A 21419-nucleotide genomic window follows, 5' to 3' on the forward strand; every position below is an offset into this window, starting at 1 on the left:
TATCGAAGAAAACGAGCAGTCCTTTGAAGTCACTGCCATGTGCCAGACCTTCCAGATTTCACGGAGCGGTTACTATCCCCCGGTTCCAAAGAGCTAATACGCATTTCGGATGGCTTTCGGATAGCCTGCTGATTCTAGAAATCATGGGACTTGAAAGAGCGACCTGAGTCGACAAAAGAGCAAAAATCGGCAAAACTGGGTACAGTTTTAGGATGTGTACCCATAGAGATAGACCACCGGTTTGGAGGACCGGAGTTTGATCCACAGCAATGTACTCAGGTATTTGAGTAAGGATGTAGCAGTGGTTTTTGTCTGTTAAAATCTACGTTTCAGCGGGGTACAATGAATGTGTTACCTCCCCCAAAATAGTAGAAAATACGTTATACCAAGATGTCCAAGATTTTCCACCCACTACTTGCTCTTATTGCTTCGTCGACTGATCGTGAACTTGCAAAATATGTTGAATTCTTGAAGCATGAGAACCGGATTTTACGTTCACGACTTCCCAAACAGGTCCACACTACTGTGGATGAACGTCAAACCTTGTTGCGATATGGCAAGGTTATTGGTCGAGCGATCGAAGAACTCGTTTCAATCTCCACACTCCATTGAAATTGCACTTGAAAGCCATCAGCTTTACCAAAATGGGTGACCGTCGGCCGAGAATTGATCTCGCTAACGGCGAACAAAACCAAATATTTAAAGAGTTTATCGCGCGGCTGAATAAATTGACCATACGGGGATAAGTGGGGGGAATTAAAAAGGCCTTCGTGGGTATGACGAAGGCCTTGGATTTGTAAGTGGTGGTCTTGGAAAGACTTGAAGAAGTACACCCGGAGGGATTCGAACCCCCAACCCCCGGTTCCGAAGATCGTAGTAGCTTTAACCATACTTTGCTTATGCTTCACAAACGCCTGTTTTTTAGGGCAATTTACTTCAACCACGCTTTGACAATGCTTTGCTTTTGCTTAGATAACGCGTATTAGTGGGGGGATAAGTGGGGGGGATTCTCGAGCGGACTGACTAAAGGTTCGAGCGTTTGAAGGCTTATTCAAATTTCTGACCAGGTAATCTATGGTATTTGAACAGGTCATCTGGAAGTGGTTTCAAATCTCACGTTCTCAGGTTGATTTTTTGTTTTCTCTCAGCAGCCCAGCGGGGTAAAACGAATGTGTAACCGCTTCCATAATTACCACATACCGACAATACACCGATGAGCAGAATTTTCCACCCACTACTCGCTTTAATCGCCTCAGCCACCGATAACGAACTGGTCAAGTATGTCGAATATCTAAAATATGAGAATGCGATTCTGCGTTCAAGACTACCGAAGTAAATCCATACAACTTACGAAGAACGCCAAACCCTGTTGAAGTATGGAAAGGTTCTTGGTCGAGCCATTGAGGAACTGATTTCGATTGTCAGCCCAGCGACATTTGCCCGATGGGTTCGAGACGGGAGGAACGGCAGACCTAAGCCGAAGAATCCGAAAGGTGGTAAAAGGAAACCTCAAGAACTACGTGAGTTAGTCATCAAAATCGCCATTGAAACTGGTTTTGGCTACACTCGTATTATTGGGGAACTTCGGAAACTGGGGATCAAGAAGATTAGCCGACAGACCGTACGGAATATCTTGAAGGAAGAAGACACTGAACTCCACTTGGATCACACTTCCGATTTATGAAATGAGTTACCCAAGCAGCTCGGTGGAATGTTTTTGGACTGTAACTGCTTCTCAATCAAATCGGCGACAACAAAAGGCGTTCGTATTTTGTATCTGATGGTGTTTCTCTGTCTACAAACACGCGAAGCGATTGCCACTGAATCCGCGGAACATCCCAAATCAGCCTGGGTTTGCGAACAAACTCTGAAATTCATTGAGCAGAGCAGGGGGCGAGAAATCAAACCGGCAATGATTATTCACGACCGGGATGGGAAATACACAAAGGAATTCACTGAGACTATGCAGCAATCCGGCATCAAGACAAATCCGCTTCCGATAGCGTCTCCGAATCTTAATGGAAGATGTGAAAGATTCATTGAAACGATCAAGTTGGAATGCCTGGCGAAGTTTATTATTTTTGGAAAACAGCATCTGGATCATTTGGTCTCCGAATTCACCACGTACTACAACATGTGCCGATCGCATACAGCGCGAGACCACCTCCCACCGATTCGAGAGATTCCAAACGAAGAAGTTGAGAAATTGTCGCCTGATGAAGTCCAAGTGATTTCACACATCGGTGGCTTGGTAAAATCATTTGAGCGGAATGCAGCTTGAAGTGATCGGATATGATCATCAGACCCATGATATGATGAAATCTTAGAAGAACATAACTGTAGCTTAAGGGGTGAATAGGTGTTATAATTAAGTTAAGTGAGGGTAATGTTCATTGCCGGTATTCGTTGCCCCATTTTTCTTATAGGCTCATTTTGTGGTAGAATATCAATATGGCTCCTAAAATTACAGAAGAAATGCGGCAGGCATTACACCAGCAACCAGATCGTCCACTCAAAATAGAAGATGATCAATCGCAAAAATGTTATGTCTTAGTATCACAAGATGAATTTCGACATTGGATTGAAGCTGAACTCCGTCGGGAATTGCAAATTGGCTTCGACCAGGCAGACGCCGGTGATGTTGAAGAGTGGGATGTTGAAGAAATCCTCAAAGAAGCGCATACTCGTCACGCTGCAAAGACTGAGTAATGCCACGTCTAATACGCACCCGTCAGGCAAAAGAAGATGTCCTGAGTATTTGGTCTTATATCGCACAGCATGATACGACTGCTGCTGATAAACTTGTCCAAAAGATCAATGACCTATTAAAGAAGTTGGCTGCGCATCCTGGAATGGGGACACTACAAGAACAATACCGTGAAGGCCTTCGCTGTTTTCCGATCGGCAAATATGTCATTTTCTATGAACAGGTGGAAAATGGAATTCAAGTGATCCGAATTCTTCATGGAGCAAGGCGATTGGAAGATTTGTTGTAAATGTTCTTTGCAGTTATTCAGTCGATCTGTAAATAAAGAAATCATATTCTTATGATATCACTACACTTAACCTAGAAGGCGAGCTGATTCATAGGCCGCAGGAACTAAATAATTGGTTGAGTGTTCAATTGAGCCGTGAAGTTTCATTAGAATTTTTCAGGCAGCACTTCTTGTATTTTTTCCCGCTTCCACAAGGGCAGGGATCATTCCGGCCAATTCGGGCATCTTGCCTTATGATTGTATTTGGTACGTACGCTGGTTGAGTTAATGTATCAGCATCGGGGGCATCAGTGTCTGCTATTAGATCCAAAATCGAGTCATCTGACACACCAAAAAAACTTCCGTATTTCTCCTGGTAAAGTTTCTTGCGGAGTGCCTCAGCCTCTTCATTGTCCTTCTTCCATTCTTCGAATTCGGGAAATTTGATCTCTAAGACGGTACAAACTGAAACGAGGCTCTCTCGCAAATCAAGAATCTCTGGATCAATTTCACTTGTGCAGATGAACTGCCGCACCGGATCAATAGCTTCTGTTGAAAAATGTGAGAGCGCCGCTTGTCCAAGATGTGTTATGATCGTCTCATCGGTTTCCTCTTCGAAAAGATCGATGCACTTTCGGATGGCAAGGTCGGTATGTAATTGCTCCAGTACACTAGAACCATAGAGTCGAAAATGCCATTCTGCAGTGGAAAACTCAGCTGTGAGAGCTTTGGCAACATCACCTCCACCAATTCTGATGAGAGCTCTTTGGCATTCTTCATTGAACCAGTCATCATCTTCCTTGAGTGCTTCGATCAATGATGGGACCGCCGCTGTCAGTCGCAGTTCACCCGCCAAACGAAGGACAAATCCCTGCATCAATGCCTTTGAACTATTTTCCGAATAATCGATATTCTCATTCAGCATCATCAGAACTTGGTCAGCAACGATGTCACCGCCACGCCCCAACGCTTCTACGATCCGATTTGCGTGGGGCAGGTCCATTTCAGAGAGATATTGTGTCGCATTCTCCTGTTCACAGAAATCTCTCAGTTTGTTCCACAGAGTCTCTGAGTCTTTAGAATGCAGATGGGCTCGTTCAGAAAGAGCGGAACCGAATTCTGGCAGGAACCCAGGAAGTCCCAGAATCTCTGACTTCCTGGTTCGTGTAAGCAAAGGATCGGCATGGGCGAGTACGTTTGAAATAGCAGAAGCATATAGATAATCATCCTGATTTTCATCCTGGTGTGCGAAGTTCTGTTGTAGTTCTTCCATGCACCATTGGATCGTGGATTCAGTCTGCGGAAGACTCACAGCTTCATTGATGAAACGTAGGGATGACTTACGTCCATACTTTTCAACCACTTGGATCACGAGCGGCATTATGGTGGTGTCTTCACAGAATGGTCGAGAGAAGTATTGGAGTGCCTGTATTCGAACTGGTAATTCGGGATGCAGGATAGCTTGTTTGATTTTTTCTTCCGGTAGTCGCATTATCTTTCTCCTCCGTGAAGTACCTCTGTCGGGGAAACGGACATCATATGTATAAAAACTCCTGGATTCTAAGTAATTCTGATCTAAAATAAAAGGATTTTAAGTGACTTGGCAGGCTGCAATTGTTGGTCTCGCAGTGCATCCCGTTGCATATTTTCGCTCCTGATTCTACCTTTTGTTATAAGCGTTAAAAAATAGAGTCGACTTTACAAAGAATCAGACTGATCATTAGATTTTCAGAATCCGTTTTACACTGTTAGGCTGTCTATGACCTTTATCCTGAAACCTTGGCAACTGTTCTTCATCATAGTCGCTGGTTGGGTTAACAAGGAGCAACAGGAAGTGATTGAATATCTACGAACTGAGAATCAGGTTCTTAAAGAGAAACTTGGTAAGAAACGGATTCTTCTTAATGACAGCCAGCGTCGGAGACTCGCCGTTAATGGGAAAATTCTGGGACGTAAGCGACTGGAAGAAGTTTGTACTTTGTTTACACCAGATACCATTCTCCGTTGGCATAAAAAGTTGGTAACCATGAAATGGGATTGTTCAAATCGAGGCAAGAGAAAATCAGGTAGACCCAAATTGACTGATGAAGTTAAGCAATTAGTAGTTCGAATCGCAAAAGAGAATTCTACTTGGGGATATGATCGGATTGTTGATGCTGTTGGAAATGTAGGTTACAAGATCTCTGACGAATCGGTCCGCAAAATTCTCAAAGAGCAGGGCATTGAACCAGCGCCTGATCGGAAACGCCATACAACATGGAGTACCTTCCTTAAGGCGCACTGGGAAGTATTAGCAGCGATTGACTTTACCACTGTGGAAGTCTGGACGAAAGGTGGCCTTGTTACCTTCTATCTGCTGTTTGTAATGGAACTGAAGACACGGAGAGCGCATTTTGCTGGTTGCACAATGAATCCACACGAAATATGGATGAAACAGACAGCCAGAAACCTGACAGATGAGGACGAAGGGTTTCTGCGTGAGAAGCAAATGTTAATCATGGATCGAGACACGACTTTTTCTGTGTCATTTCAAATGATCTTAAACCAGTCGGATACTAAGCCGATTGTGTTGCCACCGCGCTCTCCTAATCTGAATGCTTTTATTGAGCGATTTTTTCGTTCACTCAAATCAGAGTGCCTCGACAGAATGATATTCTTTGGTGAGAACTCATTAAGAAATGCAATTAAAGAATACTTGACTCATTATCACGAAGAGCGGAACCACCAGGGACTAGATCATCAGATCATTGAACCGGGAGAGGAAGTTGGTCAAATTGCTGGTGAGATTGAGAGCCGCGAACGACTTGGTGGTATGCTGAACTATTACCATCGCAAAGCGGCGTAGCAATTCTGATCAGATCATTCTATTTCTTCTGCGATCGCGGTACGTACACTCCATAGAAATTGCACTTGAAAGCCCTTAGCTTTACCAAAATGGGTGACAGTCTGCCGAGAATTGATCTCGCAATCGGCGACCAAAACCAAATAGCCAAAGAGTTTACCGCGCGGCTGAATAAATTGACCATACGGGGGAGTCGAATCTGTGGATGTAACCGCGATTAGCGAAAACATTGGAACAATATCAAGCAAACTGGTTTCCAGATTCCAGAGCCTGTCATACCTGACCTATCCGAATTTATATATCTGTCAAAGTTCTACGGGATTTGCATGTAGTACTATTCGGATGAATTAGAATTTGTGGGGATAATCGCCTCATTTTCTTAGTCCAGATGTCTCCTTGCCGCCAACCTTGAACCAGTTGGAATGTTAGAAATCAAAGGTAAATTCAGCTCTAACTTCATAATGGCTTGACAATTAAAGGGTCTGTAATTAATATCAGGATGTGTATATTCACATATGGTTATTTGTCCCTAGAATGGAGATGTCGCCGATGAGTGTTGAAATTCTCACTAACCCGATTCAAACACCAAACAAATTGCTTCCGCAGCTAGAATCAACAGTAATTGATCTGGCTAGTGAATTTGCCGATGGTGTTGAAGAGATTGAGATCGAAGTGTTAGAAGTCAACGACTTCAACGGAACTGCGGCATATAGCAATTCATCGACTGGATCGTGCTGTCAATGCGGCCAATTCTAGTGTAAGGTTGCTAATGCGTCAGGATTTTGATGTGGGGCATCTTTCTATCTTAGTGAGATGCCCCGCACTCTCAATTTCGAGTCTTGATCAGTTTGCGTATCCTCATTCAATTGAAAATGTGTGTACGCTAGAGGATTCCTCACGGCTTAACACTTTCATCGAATCCGTCTCATCTGAACTTGCACTTACCGCTTCTCGATTATATGCACCAGTTGACGAAGTTGGGACATTTCTTCAACATCTCTCAAAGCCCCACCTTACACAGCTAAAAAAACTGAGGCCCGCCTGGAGAATTGTCGCACGATCTATAATGAAAGCATCTGTACAAGGAGCGCACTGTGGGATTGGTGTAGTTTCAGCTGGAGGTGAGAAAACGGCTTTTCGGATTGGGGAGCGATATTATCGGCTCACTCCTAATCGTTTTATGCTTTGGCGCTTAGGACGAATCTTTGGTTGTCGAATAAACCATTTCTCATCGCTTCGAGTTACAGTTTCTCCTGGAGTAGTTTTTTATAGGCAATGTGATACTGAAGAAGGAGTTAAGCTACAATGGTGGACTATTACCGACGATGGACTACTTCGGCTGCAGCGTGCGAAACTGACTGGATTTACCGCCACCATTCTGGATTCTGCTATTTCTCTATTTGGTAAAGGAGAATTCTTCACTCCTCAAGAACTCTGGGGTTGTTGTAGCCAATCAGCATCGATCCAGAACGAAGATCGCTTCTGGACGACTCTCCATAAGTTATTATCGATGGGAGTTCTGTCTCCCGAATCACACTTGCCTTTCGCCATTGATAATCCAGTAGAACACTTGGATCAGTGCGCACAGAAGATATCAGTTGACTTGCCATTTAAAATATCTGTGCTGAACGAGGTTCTCAGCACCGATCTTGCATCTGCATCTTGTCGCGAATATACAAAAACTTGCCAACTTCTTAATTCCATTGTTGATGAACCTGTTTCTGCTACACGTAGCACAGTGATTGACCACTTCGTTAATATTGATGGAAGAATTTCAAGCAAGGCATATAACTTAATTCAGTCCGAAGTTCGACAATATTTTTCACTAATTCGCAACTGCCGACTTGCAAATGACAATTATCTCTTTAGGCAGCGACTTTTATCTTTCTTTAAAACTGCTGGACTCTGCAACAAAAAGATTACCATTTCTGAACTTCAAGGCTTAATCAAGGACTTTAGTGTTGAGGATATGCTTCGCTCATCTGATTCAAGTCTTTCAGAGGTTTTGGTTAGTCTAGAGCAACAAGTACGATCTGCGTATCAGCACCCGATGACGAATGGAGATGAACATTCTCTTGCTCGCATGCCAAATATTTCTCTGACTGTGTCGGATCAGAAACTGTTGAGAGATAACACGTTACTGCCTTTTGAAGCATCTGTAAGAATTGGCGCTAAAGAACTATCCGACTTGAATGATGGACAATTCGAACTCATTGTCGAAATGGCGAGTTTTCCTGGGCTACTTCGTGGAAGGCATGAGTGGATTTCAAGGCACTCCAAAATCAAACCGAGCCTTGAGACGCGGTTAGTCTTTGAAGGATTCCGTAGTTTCAATGACGATTCGGCGGCGATTGTAGAACTCTGCACCGAAAAAATATGTGACGCTATGAACGCAACGGCTAGGCCAGTGCTAGCTGATTACGAGCTCGAACTGTATTGTTACCGTAGCCGGATGCCGCGAGAAAGAGTATTGAGTCGAGATGATGTCGAATTCAGGTTAGATAGCAATGGAAATAGTTCTTTTCATATACGTAAGACTGGTAGAAAGATTTTCTTTGTCTGTACTTCTACTGTTTTTCACACAGGTGACCTTCTCTTTGACACCTTAATCGCTTTGGGAGCTCCGCAAGTTCAGCCTACTGCAAGCAGTCTCGCTATCTGTCCCGACCTAAATGAGTTATTCAGATATCATCCTAGGATTACATTTGGCCGTGTAGTAGTGCGTCCAGGATTCTGGAGATTTCGACCAAAACAACTCCTTTCCAAACTGGAGAAATCTGAGTATCGCCGTTCTAGTGGTGTGTCTTCTCGCACATATAAGACTTTTCAACGTCTTTACTCAGCAAAAAGACTTCAACATTCCTTTGGAATTCCACGTTTTGCCTTTCTGCGAACAGACTACGAAAAGAAACCTCTTCCATTGGACTTCCTATCTCCATTTTCCCTCGATACCCTCTCAGCAGAAGTTCGCAAGGCAACTAATTGGGTGGAGATTGTCGAATGTATCCCTGACTTAGATAATTGTTTCGCATCTGATAGTAATGACAAACGTTACGCAATCGAACTCATGCTAATGATTCATTGACAGCTCTAGTAATTCGCTTGAATTATGCCAAATTACCTGGAAACTATATGACAACTCAATCATTCACAGAATGGAACTCAAGACATTTCTATATAACTCCCAAGCATCAAATAGAATGGCTCGCGTATACCCTTGCAGACAAAGTTGCGGGATATTCAAAGGATGCTAAATGGTTTTTCGTCAGGTATGCTGATCGGTTTGATTCATCGGACAGGTTTCGTGAAGACGACTCAGATTGCCACATTCGATTTCGATACGAATCCAATTTGTCCTTAGACCTTTCGTGCACATTATGGATTGACGCCCCATACGTTCCAGAAGTTAAACGGTATGGCGGCAATGAATGGATATCAACTGCAGAGGCCTATTTTGTGGAGAGTAGTAGATTTGTAATAGATCAGATTGTCCTTTGCCGCGAAGCATCAACTATCGACTATGACAAGTGGCGAGGGCGGAAGTATCTTGCGGCCACGGCTTTGACTCTACCAGTTCTCTCCCTCGCAGCAAAGGTAGGAAACTTACAGCCAACGATAGCAGCCATTTCATCGTTTCATTCACACAGTTTTCGTGTTGTTGGGGAAACGCATAACTTACGACTGAAATCCACAATCCAAGCCACAGTCAAGTCGGCAAAAGCAGAATTGTCAAGTACACAGCACGGGAAACGCTATAGCGAGTTTTTAGAATCCATTCCAGACGAATTCGCCGAATATCCGCAGGTTACTTCATCACTATTGCATATGAATATGAACCGTCTGGGTTTTTTACCACTTGAAGAATTTAAATATTTCCAACAACTGAGTTCTTACGTTACTAAGTTCAATGTCAAATTATAATTTCTCACATCTTTCTCTACCTCCAACAGCTGATCCTTGTGATGCTTGTGCTATCGTGCGCGAGCACGGAGTATGCATCATACGGCAGGCTATTTCTTCTAAAATGGCAGTTCTTCTTGATAATATAGTAATGGAACTTGAGTACACCGAAATCTTCACTCACAATCGTAATTCTATAGTCTTTGACAAACTTACTCAGAGGGTAGGCCGTTTAATTATCAAGGCCCCCGTATTCATAGAACTTCTAACGCATCCCCTAATACTAGAAATTTGGCATTCGTATCTGAGCACAAGAATGGTCTGCTCCTCCTTTGCCTCGCATTCATTATTGCCAAGTTATAATCGTTATGCCTGGCATAGAGATTTCCCCTACTGGATCGAGGGTGTCAGTTTTCCCTCTTCACCACTAGCTGTTCAGACACTCTGGGTCTTGAGTGACTTCTCACCCGAAAATGGTGCAACAGCGTTTCTAAGGGGTAGTCATATTAACAATGTTGATGTATCTGTGCATTTGCAGCATGACGAGCAGATTATTGCTACTGCTACTCCGGGAGATGCTATCCTGTTTGATGCAAGAACATACCACACTGCACGACCCAACACCACTTCACAACGCCGTCGCTGTATTCTCGTTAGTTACATTCAGCCTTTTGTAACTCCAATGGAAGATATGAGGGGACAGCTTTCGAAGATACAAGATCCAAGTCAGTTGGTTTCTAGCCTCTTAGCCGCCTCGGCTAGGCACCCGGTCGACATTCACACATAGGAGCTTTGTATGGTTTTCAATAAAGACGAACATGAGTTCCCTGATTCTCGCGAAGTTTCATTCATATGTGATCAAGGTCTCGCAGAAGTACTTCCAGCGCCTCAAAGGTCTATTGAGTTTATTCCAGAGTGGTTTTCACGACTTGCCTTGAATGTGGAAAATTATCCCGGGATGAAGTCAGTAAAAGGGTGTATGCCGTTTTTCGATGCTCTAACTACCGGGTGGATCATACCGATGTGGACAGATCTAACAATCACTTGTGGAAGCTCAGCCGAGGGTAGTATCACTTATGAATGGTCAGATCATTTTGATCGGCCAGTATTGGAGGAACACCATCAAGAGCAACTAGGGCAGATGCACCCTAAATTCTCAACACCCCCACTGAAGTTACTTAGCCCATGGACTATTGTAAGTCCTACAGGTTATTCACTTTTAATAACCGCTCCGTTTAATAGACCAGAGATACCGATCGAGATATTAACTGGTATTGTTGACTCGGACAGATATTTTCATCCTATCAACTTTCCATTTTTTATCCGTGGAGAGGGTTCTCAGTGCATCCTCAAGCGAGGGACGCCAGTCGCACAGGTCATCCCTTTTGATAGGAACTCTGTTATAAAAGTGTCTACAGTACGAGAAGCGTCAATTGATCAGCTTGAAATACTTAGAAGACACCAGGCTGAAATGGCAAGCAATCCATCGATGTATCGGAAAACAAGATGGATAAATAAAAACTCTCATTTGCAATCTGGTGACTTATGAATCAGGTTAACTCCTCCACAAAACTCGGAATTATTGATACACTCGAAGTTTCGCATTTGCTTCATTTGGCAAAAGAAGTTGAGGCTATTGGATATAACGCACTGTGGTGCACGGAGCACCATTCTCCCGATCAATGTTCAAATCCAGGAATTGCCGCTGCTGCCGTCGCAGCAGCAACCAATTCACTTCGCGTTGGTATCGGCGGAGCTCTGGCCTATATGTATAGCAGGGAGCGCCTAGCTAGTAACTTCCAGCTGTTAGCAACACTTTTTCCTGAACGAATAGAGTTTGGTTTCGTATCAGCTACGCCTCCGAAAACGATTGCGAAATCCCTGCACACAAGGATAGAAAAACCGTTCACTGACTTAGTAAGGGAACTAAAAAGCGCTTTTCGTGTAAGAGTAATGCAAACACATCTTGAGCAAGAGTTACGTATATGGGTATGTGGGACGTCAATTCGTTCGCTTGAAGCTGCCCTACAAAACGGTACTCACTTTGCATTTCATGACTTTCTTTCAACTTTGAATAGTTATGAAAAGTTGGCGATAACTAATAATTTTCACATTCGAAAGACTAACGGTTCTCTACTCGCCATCGTCTTGTATGGTACATGTGGTCAAAACTACAATGATGCGCGGGATCGATGGAATCGGTTCTATACCCCAGGACTGAATCCCCCCCCATCTTTTCTTGGTTGCTCGGCACGCTGTGCGGAACAGATCATGCAATCTTGTGAGACCTATCGGCCGGATGTCGTACTAATCCAATGTATGGAAAAAGACATACACACAAAAGTGGATATGTATAAAAAAATATACTCTGCGTTAAAAGAATGTGGCTTTTCGAAAGATAAGTAATTGAAATGTCTATTTTTTCTGTAGGCGGAAGCGAGTTATATGACGCGATCGACATCGTTTCAGAGGAAATCCTTCGTCGATTGGATTCATGTGGCACATTGAAATGGGACTTATATTCAGGACTTTCGGGTATCGCAATAGCACTACACGATGCTTCGCGAGTCTTGGATGCACCAACAAAATACTCTCGCGTCGCTGACAGGTTCTTAACGCAATTAGTATCGCTAGATATTGAAAAGACAGAGCCTGGACTATTTAACGGTTTAGCGGGAGTGATATGGGGGGCACATCGCCTTGGATTGGTGCAGCAGATTGATCGTTGGCCAGTTTTTGTCGAAGCTTTGACAACAAAGACGCGCGCACTCGCATCGTGCTCTAAGTATGGAGTAGTCGATTTGTTATCTGGTACTGCTGGGATTTTAGTGACGCTAGCAGAATTATCTCAGTGTATTGGAGACTCTAGCGTTCAAGAACTCATGAACTCTGTTACCGACTCAATTCTTGATAGATCGCTACTCATACCTGATGGATGCTGCTGGCATACAATGATGCCTTGGTGTGAACAACCACTTGGAGGCTTCGCGCATGGCACTTCGGGAATTGCTTTTGCTCTTGGCAGGGTATTCGACCAGACTGGGCGGTTGGATCTTCCTTCGCTAATGAGAGCGGCGTTGCAATATGAAAGAAAACTCTTTTGCAACAAAACAAAAATTTGGACGGATAGAAGAATCTTAGACCCATTAGTTGAACAGACAGATGTGCAATTCACAACTGATGGTAGGTTACTCACTGTTCGTGGACCGATATCAAACCTACTCTCAACCTGGGGTTCTGGGGGATTTAAAAAGGGAGATACTTACCATGCTTGGTGTCATGGTGCGTGTGGAATTCTCTTATCTCGCCTTGATTTTTTGAAACGGTCGCAAGAATCTGAAATTATTCAAGACGCACAGATATGTACGGATTCTATTGAATCACTATTACTATCGAGTGGCAGCGATATTAATGTGTCTTTGTGTCACGGACTTTCTTCCATTTTGGATGCCTTGCATCAAGCATCGGAGTGTCAGTTGGTCACAACAACTATTTCGCGCGCGAAATTGATTGGGTTCGCAATAGCTCCGTTGAGACGCGTCGAGTACTCTGCCAGTCGGCTTAGAGATGGCCTTCCAGTCCAAAATGGCCCTCCAGAACTTGGTCTTATGACAGGACTCGCTGGGTATTTACATGTATTGTGCCGACTTTGTTCACCTCATATGATTCCTCCTGTATCTAATCTGACTCATCGTTGTTCTGTACGTTCTTTTTCCAACGAACCACCAGAGCAGTTTGAGCGTCTATTGATGTCATGTGTAATGCCATCCCTTTCAAAACTATTACCTAATTACAAAGTTGCATTTAATCAAACCGGTATGGAATGGAATTCACTTAAGGGCCGACTAGAAATTGAAACCATTAGTAGTTTATTTCCTGGAGCAAGTGCCGCCATCAAGTCTGATGAAGCACGATTACAAGCATACAGACACCGTGGACCTTTAATTCAAGATTTCTTTTCGATCCTCAGGCTACGTGTCGATTCCGCAATGGGAGAGGTGTACATAGCAAATCCGTCGATCGCTATATACGAGGACTATGATGGCACCTATGCAATGTATTCATGGCTCGGGCGGATTATTCGTACCAGATTACCGGATCAATTATCCAAAGCACTTGTTTCCCGAGATGACAACAGTTTGCGGTCGCTTGATCAGCGCACACTTGAGCGACTTTTGAAGATCGGCCTGCTAATTTCTCAAGACAAGAATTGTAGCAAAAATGACGGAATACAAATGGAGCACTGATCCAGTCGGCGAAGCCATTCACGACTTCTACACTGGGAAGATATCAGGCCAATTTGAGGTAATTGAAGTGGACGATGGGCAGTGTTACTATTCGGATGGCCCTGTCGACTATTTCACGACTTTTGCCGATTGGCAATAGAAACTCAAAAAGCCGAGATGGAAGAATCAGACGAGGCAAGTGCCGAATCCCCAACTAAGGTAACCGGCCCACGAAATACACCTTGACGAGTGTCGTATTCTGAATGTGTTTCAACCACCAACATATTCAGGAGCGAGTGCAATGCCCGCATCCCAGCCAACACAACGTGCCGACCAGCGGCGGAACCCGGACCGTGAATCGTTCTGGCGAACAACGATTTCAGACCGCATGCAGTCCGGACTTTCGATCCGTGCCTTCTGTGAGCGTGAGGGATTGAGCGAACCAACTTACCACTACTGGCGGCGGGAGCTGAAAAAACGCGATGCCGAGAACACAGTTGCAACATCCTTCCTGCCCATCGAGGTCCCTCGCCAGCCGCTTCCCACACCGATTGAAATCGTGTTCTCACACGGCACCACCGTTCGCGTTGGAAACGGCTGTGATCAAACCACGCTCGAAACCGTGCTCGCCGCGCTGGAGCAGCGCGCATGCTGAATCTCCCGGCCCGAATTTATTTCTGCACGGTGCCCACTGATATGCGTAAAAGTTTTGACGGGCTGATGCGGATGACCGAAGCCTACCTACAGCAAAACGTACTCGACGGGGGACTGTTTGTATTTCTCAACAAAAAACAGGATCGAATCAAGCTGCTCTACTGGGACCACGATGGCCTGGCTATCTGGTACAAGCGATTGGAAGCGGGCACATACCAGCGTCTCTCTAGCCCGGAGGGCATTCACGGCCTGCAACTGTCCTCCACCGATCTGGCACTCCTGCTGCAGGGCATCGACCTGACCAGCGTGCAGCGCAGAAAGCGATATCAGATTTCGGAAAAAGTATCGACTTCATAAAAAAACAGTTCCCGCCTGGCAACGATTATGTTAAGACGAGGGACATGAACCAGAAACGATCTTCACTGCCGAACGACGTCCAGTCCTGTCACGATATGATTCACCAGCTGGGTGAGACCGTGGGGGAACAACAGCGGGAAGTCGAGCAACTCAAACATTTCATCGAGCGGCTGCTGCGACAGCGGTTTGGCGCCCGTTCTGAAAAGATCGCCCCCAATCAAATGAGCCTGTTTGATGAACCCGAGACTGCGGAGGAAGCAGCCGATCCCGAGGACGATGAACCTCCTCCCACGGCGGTTTCCGCACATCGTCGTCGTGGCGGCGGCCGCAACAAGCTGCCCGATCATCTGCCCCGGGAACGGGTAGAACATGACCTGACGTAATCCGAAAAACGCTGCCACTGCTGTGATCAGACACGGCAGCGGATCGGAGAGGTCAGCCACGAACAGCTGGAATTCATTCCTGCCAGCCTGAAAGTGATCGAGCACGTGCGTTTCAAATATGCGTGCCGGAAGTGTGAAGAGCATGTAGCACTGGCTCCTGCTCCTGTCCGGCCGATTGCCAAAGGCTTCGCCGGCCCCGGCCTGCTCTCGACGATCCTGGTCGGGAAATACTCAGACCATCTCCCCCTGTATCGTCATGAATCCATTCTCAGCCGGAACGGCGTACAGCTTTCACGGAGTACGATGAGCCGCTGGGTACTGGAAACCGCAGAATTACTGCAACCGCTGACTGACTTGATGAAAAGCCGGGTTCTGCAATCCAGCGTCGTGCATACAGACGATACGACGGTTCCCGTCCAGGACAAACGGCTTTCCCGCACGCGAACCGGCCGGTTCTGGGTTTATTGCGGCGATGCCGCGCATCCGTATTCCGTCTACGATTTCACTCCGAACCGGGAACGCGCCGGTCCCCAGGCGTTTCTGGAACACTTTTGTGGTTATCTGCAGGCAGACGCGTATGCCGGCTACGAAGAACTGTACCGGTCAGGCAGGATTCACCAGGTCTTGTGCTGGGCGCATGCCCGACGCAAGTTTTACGATGCGCGGACCGTGCAGCCGGAAGCCGCCCATCGGGCATTAATATTTATTCAAAAATTATACGCAATTGAACGGGAAGCGGTCGTCGATCTGTCGAAGTCAGATCTGCAACAACTGTCAGACCGTGAACGCTGGTGGCAACGCCGCCGGCAGTTGCGACAGGAAAAGGCGCTACCGATACTGGAACAGTTCCGCGACTGGTTGATGGCGACGTCGCGTGCGCTGTTACCGAAAAGTCCAGTGGCAGCCGCCATCCAATATCTGTTAAGCCGCTGGTCCGGATTTACGCGGTATTGTACAGAGGGCATTTTGTCGATTGACAACAATCTGGCCGAACGCACCTTGCGTCCCTGTGCCATCGGCCGGAAGAATTATCTGTTCGTCGGTAGTGACCGGGGCGGCCAGGCCGCCGCCGTGCACTACAGTCTGATGGCCAGTTGCAAAGCAAACGAAGTAGAACCGTTTGCCTATCTGCGCGACGTGCTGAGCCGGATCACCGATCACGCCACCGATCGTCTGGAAGAACTGCTGCCGGACCAATGGCTAAAGCAACACCCCGAAGCCCACTACACCCGCCGACGCTGAACCGGCAGTCATTCAGGTGCTCATGATTCACGAAGGTGATTTTACGTGATACCGGTTGATAGACCGTGTATTTCCTGAGACGGTTACCAACTAAGTATGCCTCGGCTGAGTTTTTTGACCCTATGGAGTGGAATGCCCACTAGGTCCTACTTCTACGTCGAAGACACCTCTATCGCAAACAACTCTAATTGTCAGGTAATGGTTCGCAAACGTCATGTAAGCGCCCATGCCGCCACTCAATTTATCTACCTCTTTGAGCTTCTTACCTTGAAGCCGAGGAAGTAAATATTCTGATGCCCATTTATCTATTTGATGTATATAGTGCATATGCATTTAACGTCTGGCATAACCGGGCCGCCGCGGTTGATGCTCCATTTGAAAACGCGCCGTCGACGGCTCCGCGTTCATGCCATTGTTATGCGATAAAACGAGTGTAAACCAGCTTATTGACCAATTCGAGAGTGGACTTGATCATGAAGAGCCAAGTGCGTGCAAGCCGTTCTGGCAACCTGTCAATATCCTCATCTTCTAAGTATTTGGCTAGTTGCGACTCGGGCACTGTAAATTCACTGTAAGGATCCAACAGCTTGTTGAGTGACCTGATGTGTGAGAGGATCGTTTCTTGTTCATCTTGGCCCAACGGACCATCGCACCAGAATAAGCTCCCAAGGATAGAAATATGCTCGGCGAGGCATTTGCCAAGAACATTTATTTCAACATACCGGCTCGGATCATGGAGGGTTGATGTACCGAACTTGCCGTCATCATCACGCAGGGCTCGCATGTTGTACTCAATCGGGTAGTCGATGGCATTGCCAAAACTTGCGTAGTATTCATCTAGCTTATAGTTGTTGCCGTTTATGATCTTCCAAAGCATCTCGATCAATGGGTTGCAACCGTTGTTTAATTGCTCCAGATAAATCCGGGCCGATTGTCGTTCGGCGGCGCGATACTCTTGTCGGTATCGTGCGTTGCGAATCCATCGTTTAATGAGTTTCCACACCACTACACCTCGACGGCGGCAAGATGCGATTCGATTCGTGTGATTGACTCCTTTCGGTGTTGCTCAAGCTCATGTCGCGAGAGCTTTCCATTCGAGTACTCGATCAAGCGCGCGGTGTACTCTTCGACGATTGCAGTAATGCCGCTGCTTCGGCTGTCTTGAAAGAAGCCAAGGATGCTCCCTTCGCGAGCCAAGCTGGCCCATTCATGCTTAAATCGACCGGGGATCGAATTATCTGAGACCATGTCGGGAAGCTCTGAACTCAGGAGAGCACCGAAGACGGGTGCCAACTTCGTGATGTACGCCCAGTTCTTGTCTTCGGCTTCCCGCACGCGCAGCTGACGGTTCGTTAAGAGCGCCGTAGCTACACTGCCGACGATTGCGCCAATCAACGCAGCGATTACGCTTTCCATCTCATTCTCACTTTGAATTACAACTATCGCATAACTATTGATAGACAGAATATGTTTCTGTCTAAATGTATCAAGATTTCTGCCTATTATCAATTGACGCAATGTGGACTGACGTTCAATTTTAGGGCCATTCAGGAAAGACCGACATGACGGCGGATGTTCCCCCGGTTCCGAAGACCGTAGTAGCTTTAACCATGCTTTGCTTATGCTTCACAAACGCCTGTTTTTCAGGGTGATTTACTTCAACCATACTTTGACAATGCTATGCTTTTGCTTGGATAACGCGTATTAGTGGGGGGATATGTGGGGGGAATTCTCAAGTGGACTGACTAAAGGTTCAAGATTCGAAGGCTTCTCCAAAGTTCTGGCCAGGCAATCTATGGTATTTGAACAGGTCATCTGGAAGTGGTTTGAAATATTACATTCACAGGCCGACTTTTTGGTTTTTATCAGCCGTTTAGCGGGGTAAAGCGAATGTGAAAAATTCATTGAACAGAGCAGGGGGCGGGAAGTTAAACCATCAATGATCATTCATGACCGGGATCGAAAATATACGAAGGAATTCACAGAGACTTTGTAACAATCCGGCATAGAAACAAACCCTCTTCCAATAGCATCTCCGAATCTGAATGGAAGATGTGAACGATTCATTGAAACGATCAAGTTGGAATGCTTGGCAAAGTTCATCATTTTTGGAAAACAGCATCTCGACTATCTGATTTGTAAGTTCACCTCGTATTACAATACTTGCCGCTCGCACACAACGCGAGACCATCTCACGCCGATTCGAGAGCTTCCGGGCGAAGTTGAGAATATATCACCTGATGGAGTCCAAGTGATTTCACACGTCGGTAGCTTGATAAAATCATTTGAGCGAAAAGTGGTTTAAGTGGTTGTGGATAAGATTTCAATTGTTCAACTACACTCTTCATGGTGCGCAATTGGCTGATATTATTCGTGAACGAAGACAGTGAATCACAACGTGCAATAGTCTTAAGTGTTTGGAATTCAGCTCAATATGTTTTTATAAAACAACTTTTTGTCCAGACGCTTTTTGAACGGAACGAGTAGTTGAAACTGCGTGTGTTATTAGCCATAACTAATCATCGGTTATTACATACTCGAAATACATCTCCTCAAATGATGCTCGGTCTAAAAACCTGTCCCAGATCTCGTCAGATATTCCATCGGGTTTTTTTGGCTGGTCGATGTCAGTTTGAAATACACGCCCTTGGCATTTCTCTTCCAACGCCTTCTTAATCGCTGGTAAAGGGTGACGCCAGGGGGGATTATTCTTTGTAATCGCCCATTTATTGACTGCAGTAATCATAGCACAGAACTCATCAGCAGCTGAGCCGTGGCCCATCCATGAAAGATTGGCATACTCATCATTCGGCTTGCCCGCGAGAGTGGCATTGTGACTACCATGGTGTCCTACTTTGTAAAGTACCGTTCGAGCCAAGATATCACGTACTGTAATGGCATCGTCATTTTCTTTCCATTCATTATCTGTCCATGAAATCCAACTTCCGCGTTGAGCATCCCCCACGAAAAGTAGCACTTTTTTTGATATTGGTAACTCAAATGCAAGGACAAGGCTTGTGTTATTAATCCCGGTATTTAATTTAAGTGCTAACTTATCTGCTGAGTAAAGCCATTCCCCATTAATCCGTCTCCACGAGGCGTTAAGACTAACTTCCTTTTCATAATCCTCGTTATCGTTTACATCAACTCCATAATGCTTTTCGAAGAACTCTTCGTCCAATGCTTGATTTTCAGAAATGCAGTAAGTTGTTCGGAATGGAGAGACTTTCTCTTCAGTTTCCAGTGCCGCCGCTGATGCAAAAGAGAAACCATGACTCTCGTCTCGAAATCCTTCGTCTCCGATGGGATTCTCATCTTTGAGTAAATCTTCTTTGCGTGGCGGACCGAGTACAAATGCTCTGACTCCTTCTGTTTCATTAATTTCCTCCGGCGGCTGACTTGGCTGTAAGTATTGTACTCCGCGTTTCTCCGTAGCCTTGTCTTTGATCAACTTCATCGCCTGCTTATTCAACGATTTCTTAGGGTCGTTCGCCACTTCTAATACCTTAGCGAGTTTGATGGTCTTGCTGTGACCACCTGTTTCCAAAGCCAACAGATCATCTAACCGACGCACCGTCGGGTCTTGAACGCCTACTGCTAGCTCAAGTTTTTCTCTGGATTTAACAAGAGTTAATAATTGGTCTTTGTGATCCTTTCGCAGTCGATTTGCTATCTTATCTTCCGGATTCTCGGTCCATGCGAACCATGCCTCCTCAATCGAAAAATTTTTGAAATATGGATTCGACTTTTTCCAGATGCCATTAACATGGTCTTGGTGTTCGTGAGTAATCACAACTAAATCTAGGTGATGATCGGTCGACTCTCCAATATGCTCCACAATTTCACCAATTTTATGACCATATAAAAAAGCCTGTGACCCAGGTTTGTATCCACAGTCAATTAGAGTATAAACCGGATTACCACCACCTTTTCGTGGAAAAGCTAACAGGAAACAGTCACCATGTCCTTGTCGATACATGCGGACAGAAACGCCATTTTCAGGGGCCTTCATCAATGTCATTTGATCTCCTCATGGTCATGCAAAAGGGCGAAAGGTTCATTTCTAAGAGAATTTCCATTGTTACTTTCATTAACGGGAAGACCCGCATCAAACGAATTTCCAATGATACCATTCTCACCAAGTAAGAATTTACGAACTCGATCTAATTCTCGATTATCTGTAACCGTTCCGGGAGTGCGAATGACTCGTCTAATTTCCTGAGTTCTTGGATCAATCAAGATTGTACACCCCGCTCGATACTTGAATTCTCCGTCCTTTTTACGTGCCATCTTGTTTTGAGGACGGTCCATCTCAGCTTGCTTATCACGGTCAAAATAGCCGCGTCGGCGTTGTGTTATTTCGACGACGAGATCAGCGCGAGTGTTTCCATGAATCGTTCGACGCATCGCTGGACGTACAGAGTGGATCTCAATGGCCGGTTCACCTTGTTCGTTTCGGTAGACTGTTGGCGGCGCGTCTGAGTCTATGATCACAAGTCCAAACAACTCGGCATATGCGCGCCCATGACTGTCTCCGTCTCGAAGCCAGTACCAAAGCTGTTCTCGCCATTCGTCTAAAGATTTCCAGACTTTAAATCGTTCGCTTTCCAAATTCCAATTGGCAACAAGTTGTTGAAGCATTACTCGAAAACTGTTTTTCATGACCTCCTTGGTATCGGTTAATCTTTGTTTTCGGTCTGACTTAGAAGATGCTTTGTATTCATTCGTGTCATTGTCTTCCATTAAGGAGTCACCGCTCGGCCACAGTAAGGCATCCTGCCCCATACTAGAAGCTGTCTCATAACGTCAAAAAAAGTGAACGGTTTGGCGCGTCTTTTGC

Annotated in this window: 18 protein-coding genes and 1 pseudogene; 14 read left to right on the forward strand and 5 right to left on the reverse strand. The window is 45.5% G+C overall.

Annotated elements, in window-relative coordinates; translation table 11 throughout:
- The first annotated feature begins 1711 nt into the window (after positions 1-1711).
- The 3 genes from AAC022_RS26300 to AAC022_RS26310 all read left to right on the forward strand — a co-directional run bounded on the left by AAC022_RS26300 (position 1712) and on the right by AAC022_RS26310 (position 2996).
- On the forward strand, positions 1712-2281 hold the full coding sequence (locus AAC022_RS26300; protein WP_339736145.1) for an integrase core domain-containing protein: 570 nt from the start codon (positions 1712-1714) through the stop codon (positions 2279-2281).
- Positions 2282-2451: 170 nt separating this feature from the next.
- Positions 2452-2709, forward strand: coding sequence for a hypothetical protein (locus AAC022_RS26305; protein ID WP_339736147.1), 258 nt, complete (start codon positions 2452-2454; stop codon positions 2707-2709).
- Positions 2709-2996: a type II toxin-antitoxin system RelE/ParE family toxin gene (locus tag AAC022_RS26310; RefSeq protein WP_339736149.1), complete on the forward strand. Its 288-nt coding sequence runs from the start codon at positions 2709-2711 to the stop codon at positions 2994-2996. The genes AAC022_RS26305 and AAC022_RS26310 overlap by 1 nt, the downstream gene beginning before the upstream one ends.
- Before the next feature lie 124 nt (positions 2997-3120).
- Here AAC022_RS26310 and AAC022_RS26315 read toward each other — a convergent pair whose 3' ends face one another.
- On the reverse strand, positions 3121-4467 hold the full coding sequence (locus AAC022_RS26315) for an SEC-C metal-binding domain-containing protein (protein WP_339736151.1): 1347 nt from the start codon (positions 4465-4467) through the stop codon (positions 3121-3123).
- A gap of 342 nt (positions 4468-4809) precedes the next feature.
- On the opposite strand from AAC022_RS26315, the gene AAC022_RS26320 reads away from it, so the two are divergent.
- The 11 genes and pseudogenes from AAC022_RS26320 to AAC022_RS26370 form a co-directional block, all read left to right on the forward strand.
- The gene (locus tag AAC022_RS26320) at positions 4810-5820 is read left to right on the forward strand and encodes an integrase core domain-containing protein (protein WP_339736153.1); all 1011 of its coding nucleotides are present in this window, start codon (positions 4810-4812) and stop codon (positions 5818-5820) included.
- 546 nt (positions 5821-6366) lie between these two features.
- A complete protein-coding gene (locus AAC022_RS26325; protein ID WP_339736155.1) occupies positions 6367-6573 on the forward strand; it encodes a hypothetical protein in 207 nt (68 codons plus the stop codon).
- Between the two features lie 310 nt (positions 6574-6883).
- Positions 6884-8902 (forward strand): lantibiotic dehydratase, encoded by a 2019-nt coding sequence (locus tag AAC022_RS26330; RefSeq protein ID WP_339736157.1) that lies wholly within the window; start codon positions 6884-6886, stop codon positions 8900-8902.
- 47 nt (positions 8903-8949) lie between these two features.
- Positions 8950-9738 carry a thiopeptide-type bacteriocin biosynthesis protein gene (locus tag AAC022_RS26335; protein ID WP_339736159.1) on the forward strand — a complete coding sequence of 263 codons (789 nt, stop codon included), beginning with the start codon at positions 8950-8952 and terminating at the stop codon, positions 9736-9738.
- A 775-nt stretch (positions 9739-10513) separates the two neighbouring features.
- Positions 10514-11266: a DUF6065 family protein gene (locus tag AAC022_RS26340; protein ID WP_339736161.1), complete on the forward strand. Its 753-nt coding sequence runs from the start codon at positions 10514-10516 to the stop codon at positions 11264-11266.
- Complete coding sequence (locus AAC022_RS26345; protein ID WP_339736163.1) at positions 11263-12123, forward strand: LLM class flavin-dependent oxidoreductase; 861 nt, start codon at positions 11263-11265, stop codon at positions 12121-12123. Before AAC022_RS26340 ends, AAC022_RS26345 begins: the two co-directional genes overlap by 4 nt.
- A gap of 5 nt (positions 12124-12128) precedes the next feature.
- A complete protein-coding gene (locus tag AAC022_RS26350; protein ID WP_339736165.1) occupies positions 12129-13964 on the forward strand; it encodes a lanthionine synthetase LanC family protein in 1836 nt (611 codons plus the stop codon).
- 280 nt (positions 13965-14244) lie between these two features.
- Positions 14245-14598, forward strand: a complete 354-nt coding sequence (locus tag AAC022_RS26355) for an IS66 family insertion sequence element accessory protein TnpB (RefSeq protein WP_339736167.1) — start codon at positions 14245-14247, stop codon at positions 14596-14598.
- Positions 14592-14954 carry an IS66 family insertion sequence element accessory protein TnpB gene (tnpB, locus tag AAC022_RS26360; protein WP_339736169.1) on the forward strand — a complete coding sequence of 121 codons (363 nt, stop codon included), beginning with the start codon at positions 14592-14594 and terminating at the stop codon, positions 14952-14954. The genes AAC022_RS26355 and tnpB overlap by 7 nt, the downstream gene beginning before the upstream one ends.
- Before the next feature lie 44 nt (positions 14955-14998).
- Positions 14999-15337 (forward strand): transposase, encoded by a 339-nt coding sequence (locus AAC022_RS26365; protein WP_339736171.1) that lies wholly within the window; start codon positions 14999-15001, stop codon positions 15335-15337.
- Between the two features lie 15 nt (positions 15338-15352).
- Positions 15353-16579 (forward strand): annotated as a pseudogene (locus tag AAC022_RS26370) (IS66 family transposase); the annotation flags it as partial.
- 415 nt (positions 16580-16994) lie between these two features.
- On the opposite strand, the gene AAC022_RS26375 reads toward AAC022_RS26370, so the two are convergent.
- The 4 genes from AAC022_RS26375 to AAC022_RS26390 form a co-directional block, all read right to left on the reverse strand.
- Complete coding sequence (locus tag AAC022_RS26375; RefSeq protein WP_339736173.1) at positions 16995-17582, reverse strand: hypothetical protein; 588 nt, start codon at positions 17580-17582, stop codon at positions 16995-16997.
- 2 nt (positions 17583-17584) lie between these two features.
- Positions 17585-17995, reverse strand: a complete 411-nt coding sequence (locus AAC022_RS26380; RefSeq protein ID WP_339736175.1) for a hypothetical protein — start codon at positions 17993-17995, stop codon at positions 17585-17587.
- A 1099-nt stretch (positions 17996-19094) separates the two neighbouring features.
- On the reverse strand, positions 19095-20600 hold the full coding sequence (locus AAC022_RS26385; RefSeq protein ID WP_339736177.1) for a hypothetical protein: 1506 nt from the start codon (positions 20598-20600) through the stop codon (positions 19095-19097).
- Entirely contained in the window at positions 20597-21322 is a 726-nt protein-coding gene (locus tag AAC022_RS26390) for a hypothetical protein (protein WP_339736179.1), read from the reverse strand. Before AAC022_RS26390 ends, AAC022_RS26385 begins: the two co-directional genes overlap by 4 nt.
- Positions 21323-21419 lie beyond the last annotated feature (97 nt).

Origin of the sequence: uncultured Gimesia sp. (assembly GCF_963976445.1) — a bacterium.
GTDB lineage: Bacteria > Planctomycetota > Planctomycetia > Planctomycetales > Planctomycetaceae > Gimesia.

Excerpts from the sequence above, each read along its gene's own strand:
- AAC022_RS26380 (WP_339736175.1), bottom strand. The coding sequence starts at position 17,995 with ATGGAAAGCGTAATCGCTGCGTTGATTGGCGCAATCGTCGGCAGTGTA.
- AAC022_RS26300 (WP_339736145.1), top strand. The coding sequence starts at position 1,712 with ATGTTTTTGGACTGTAACTGCTTCTCAATCAAATCGGCGACAACAAAA.
- AAC022_RS26365 (WP_339736171.1), top strand. The coding sequence starts at position 14,999 with ATGAACCAGAAACGATCTTCACTGCCGAACGACGTCCAGTCCTGTCAC.
- AAC022_RS26335 (WP_339736159.1), top strand. The coding sequence starts at position 8,950 with ATGACAACTCAATCATTCACAGAATGGAACTCAAGACATTTCTATATA.
- AAC022_RS26330 (WP_339736157.1), top strand. The coding sequence starts at position 6,884 with ATGAAAGCATCTGTACAAGGAGCGCACTGTGGGATTGGTGTAGTTTCA.
- AAC022_RS26355 (WP_339736167.1), top strand. The coding sequence starts at position 14,245 with ATGCCCGCATCCCAGCCAACACAACGTGCCGACCAGCGGCGGAACCCG.
- AAC022_RS26310 (WP_339736149.1), top strand. The coding sequence starts at position 2,709 with ATGCCACGTCTAATACGCACCCGTCAGGCAAAAGAAGATGTCCTGAGT.
- AAC022_RS26390 (WP_339736179.1), bottom strand. The coding sequence starts at position 21,322 with ATGGAAGACAATGACACGAATGAATACAAAGCATCTTCTAAGTCAGAC.
- tnpB (WP_339736169.1), top strand. The coding sequence starts at position 14,592 with ATGCTGAATCTCCCGGCCCGAATTTATTTCTGCACGGTGCCCACTGAT.
- AAC022_RS26340 (WP_339736161.1), top strand. The coding sequence starts at position 10,514 with ATGGTTTTCAATAAAGACGAACATGAGTTCCCTGATTCTCGCGAAGTT.
- AAC022_RS26345 (WP_339736163.1), top strand. The coding sequence starts at position 11,263 with ATGAATCAGGTTAACTCCTCCACAAAACTCGGAATTATTGATACACTC.
- AAC022_RS26350 (WP_339736165.1), top strand. The coding sequence starts at position 12,129 with ATGTCTATTTTTTCTGTAGGCGGAAGCGAGTTATATGACGCGATCGAC.
- AAC022_RS26315 (WP_339736151.1), bottom strand. The coding sequence starts at position 4,467 with ATGCGACTACCGGAAGAAAAAATCAAACAAGCTATCCTGCATCCCGAA.
- AAC022_RS26385 (WP_339736177.1), bottom strand. The coding sequence starts at position 20,600 with ATGACATTGATGAAGGCCCCTGAAAATGGCGTTTCTGTCCGCATGTAT.
- AAC022_RS26305 (WP_339736147.1), top strand. The coding sequence starts at position 2,452 with ATGGCTCCTAAAATTACAGAAGAAATGCGGCAGGCATTACACCAGCAA.
- AAC022_RS26325 (WP_339736155.1), top strand. The coding sequence starts at position 6,367 with ATGAGTGTTGAAATTCTCACTAACCCGATTCAAACACCAAACAAATTG.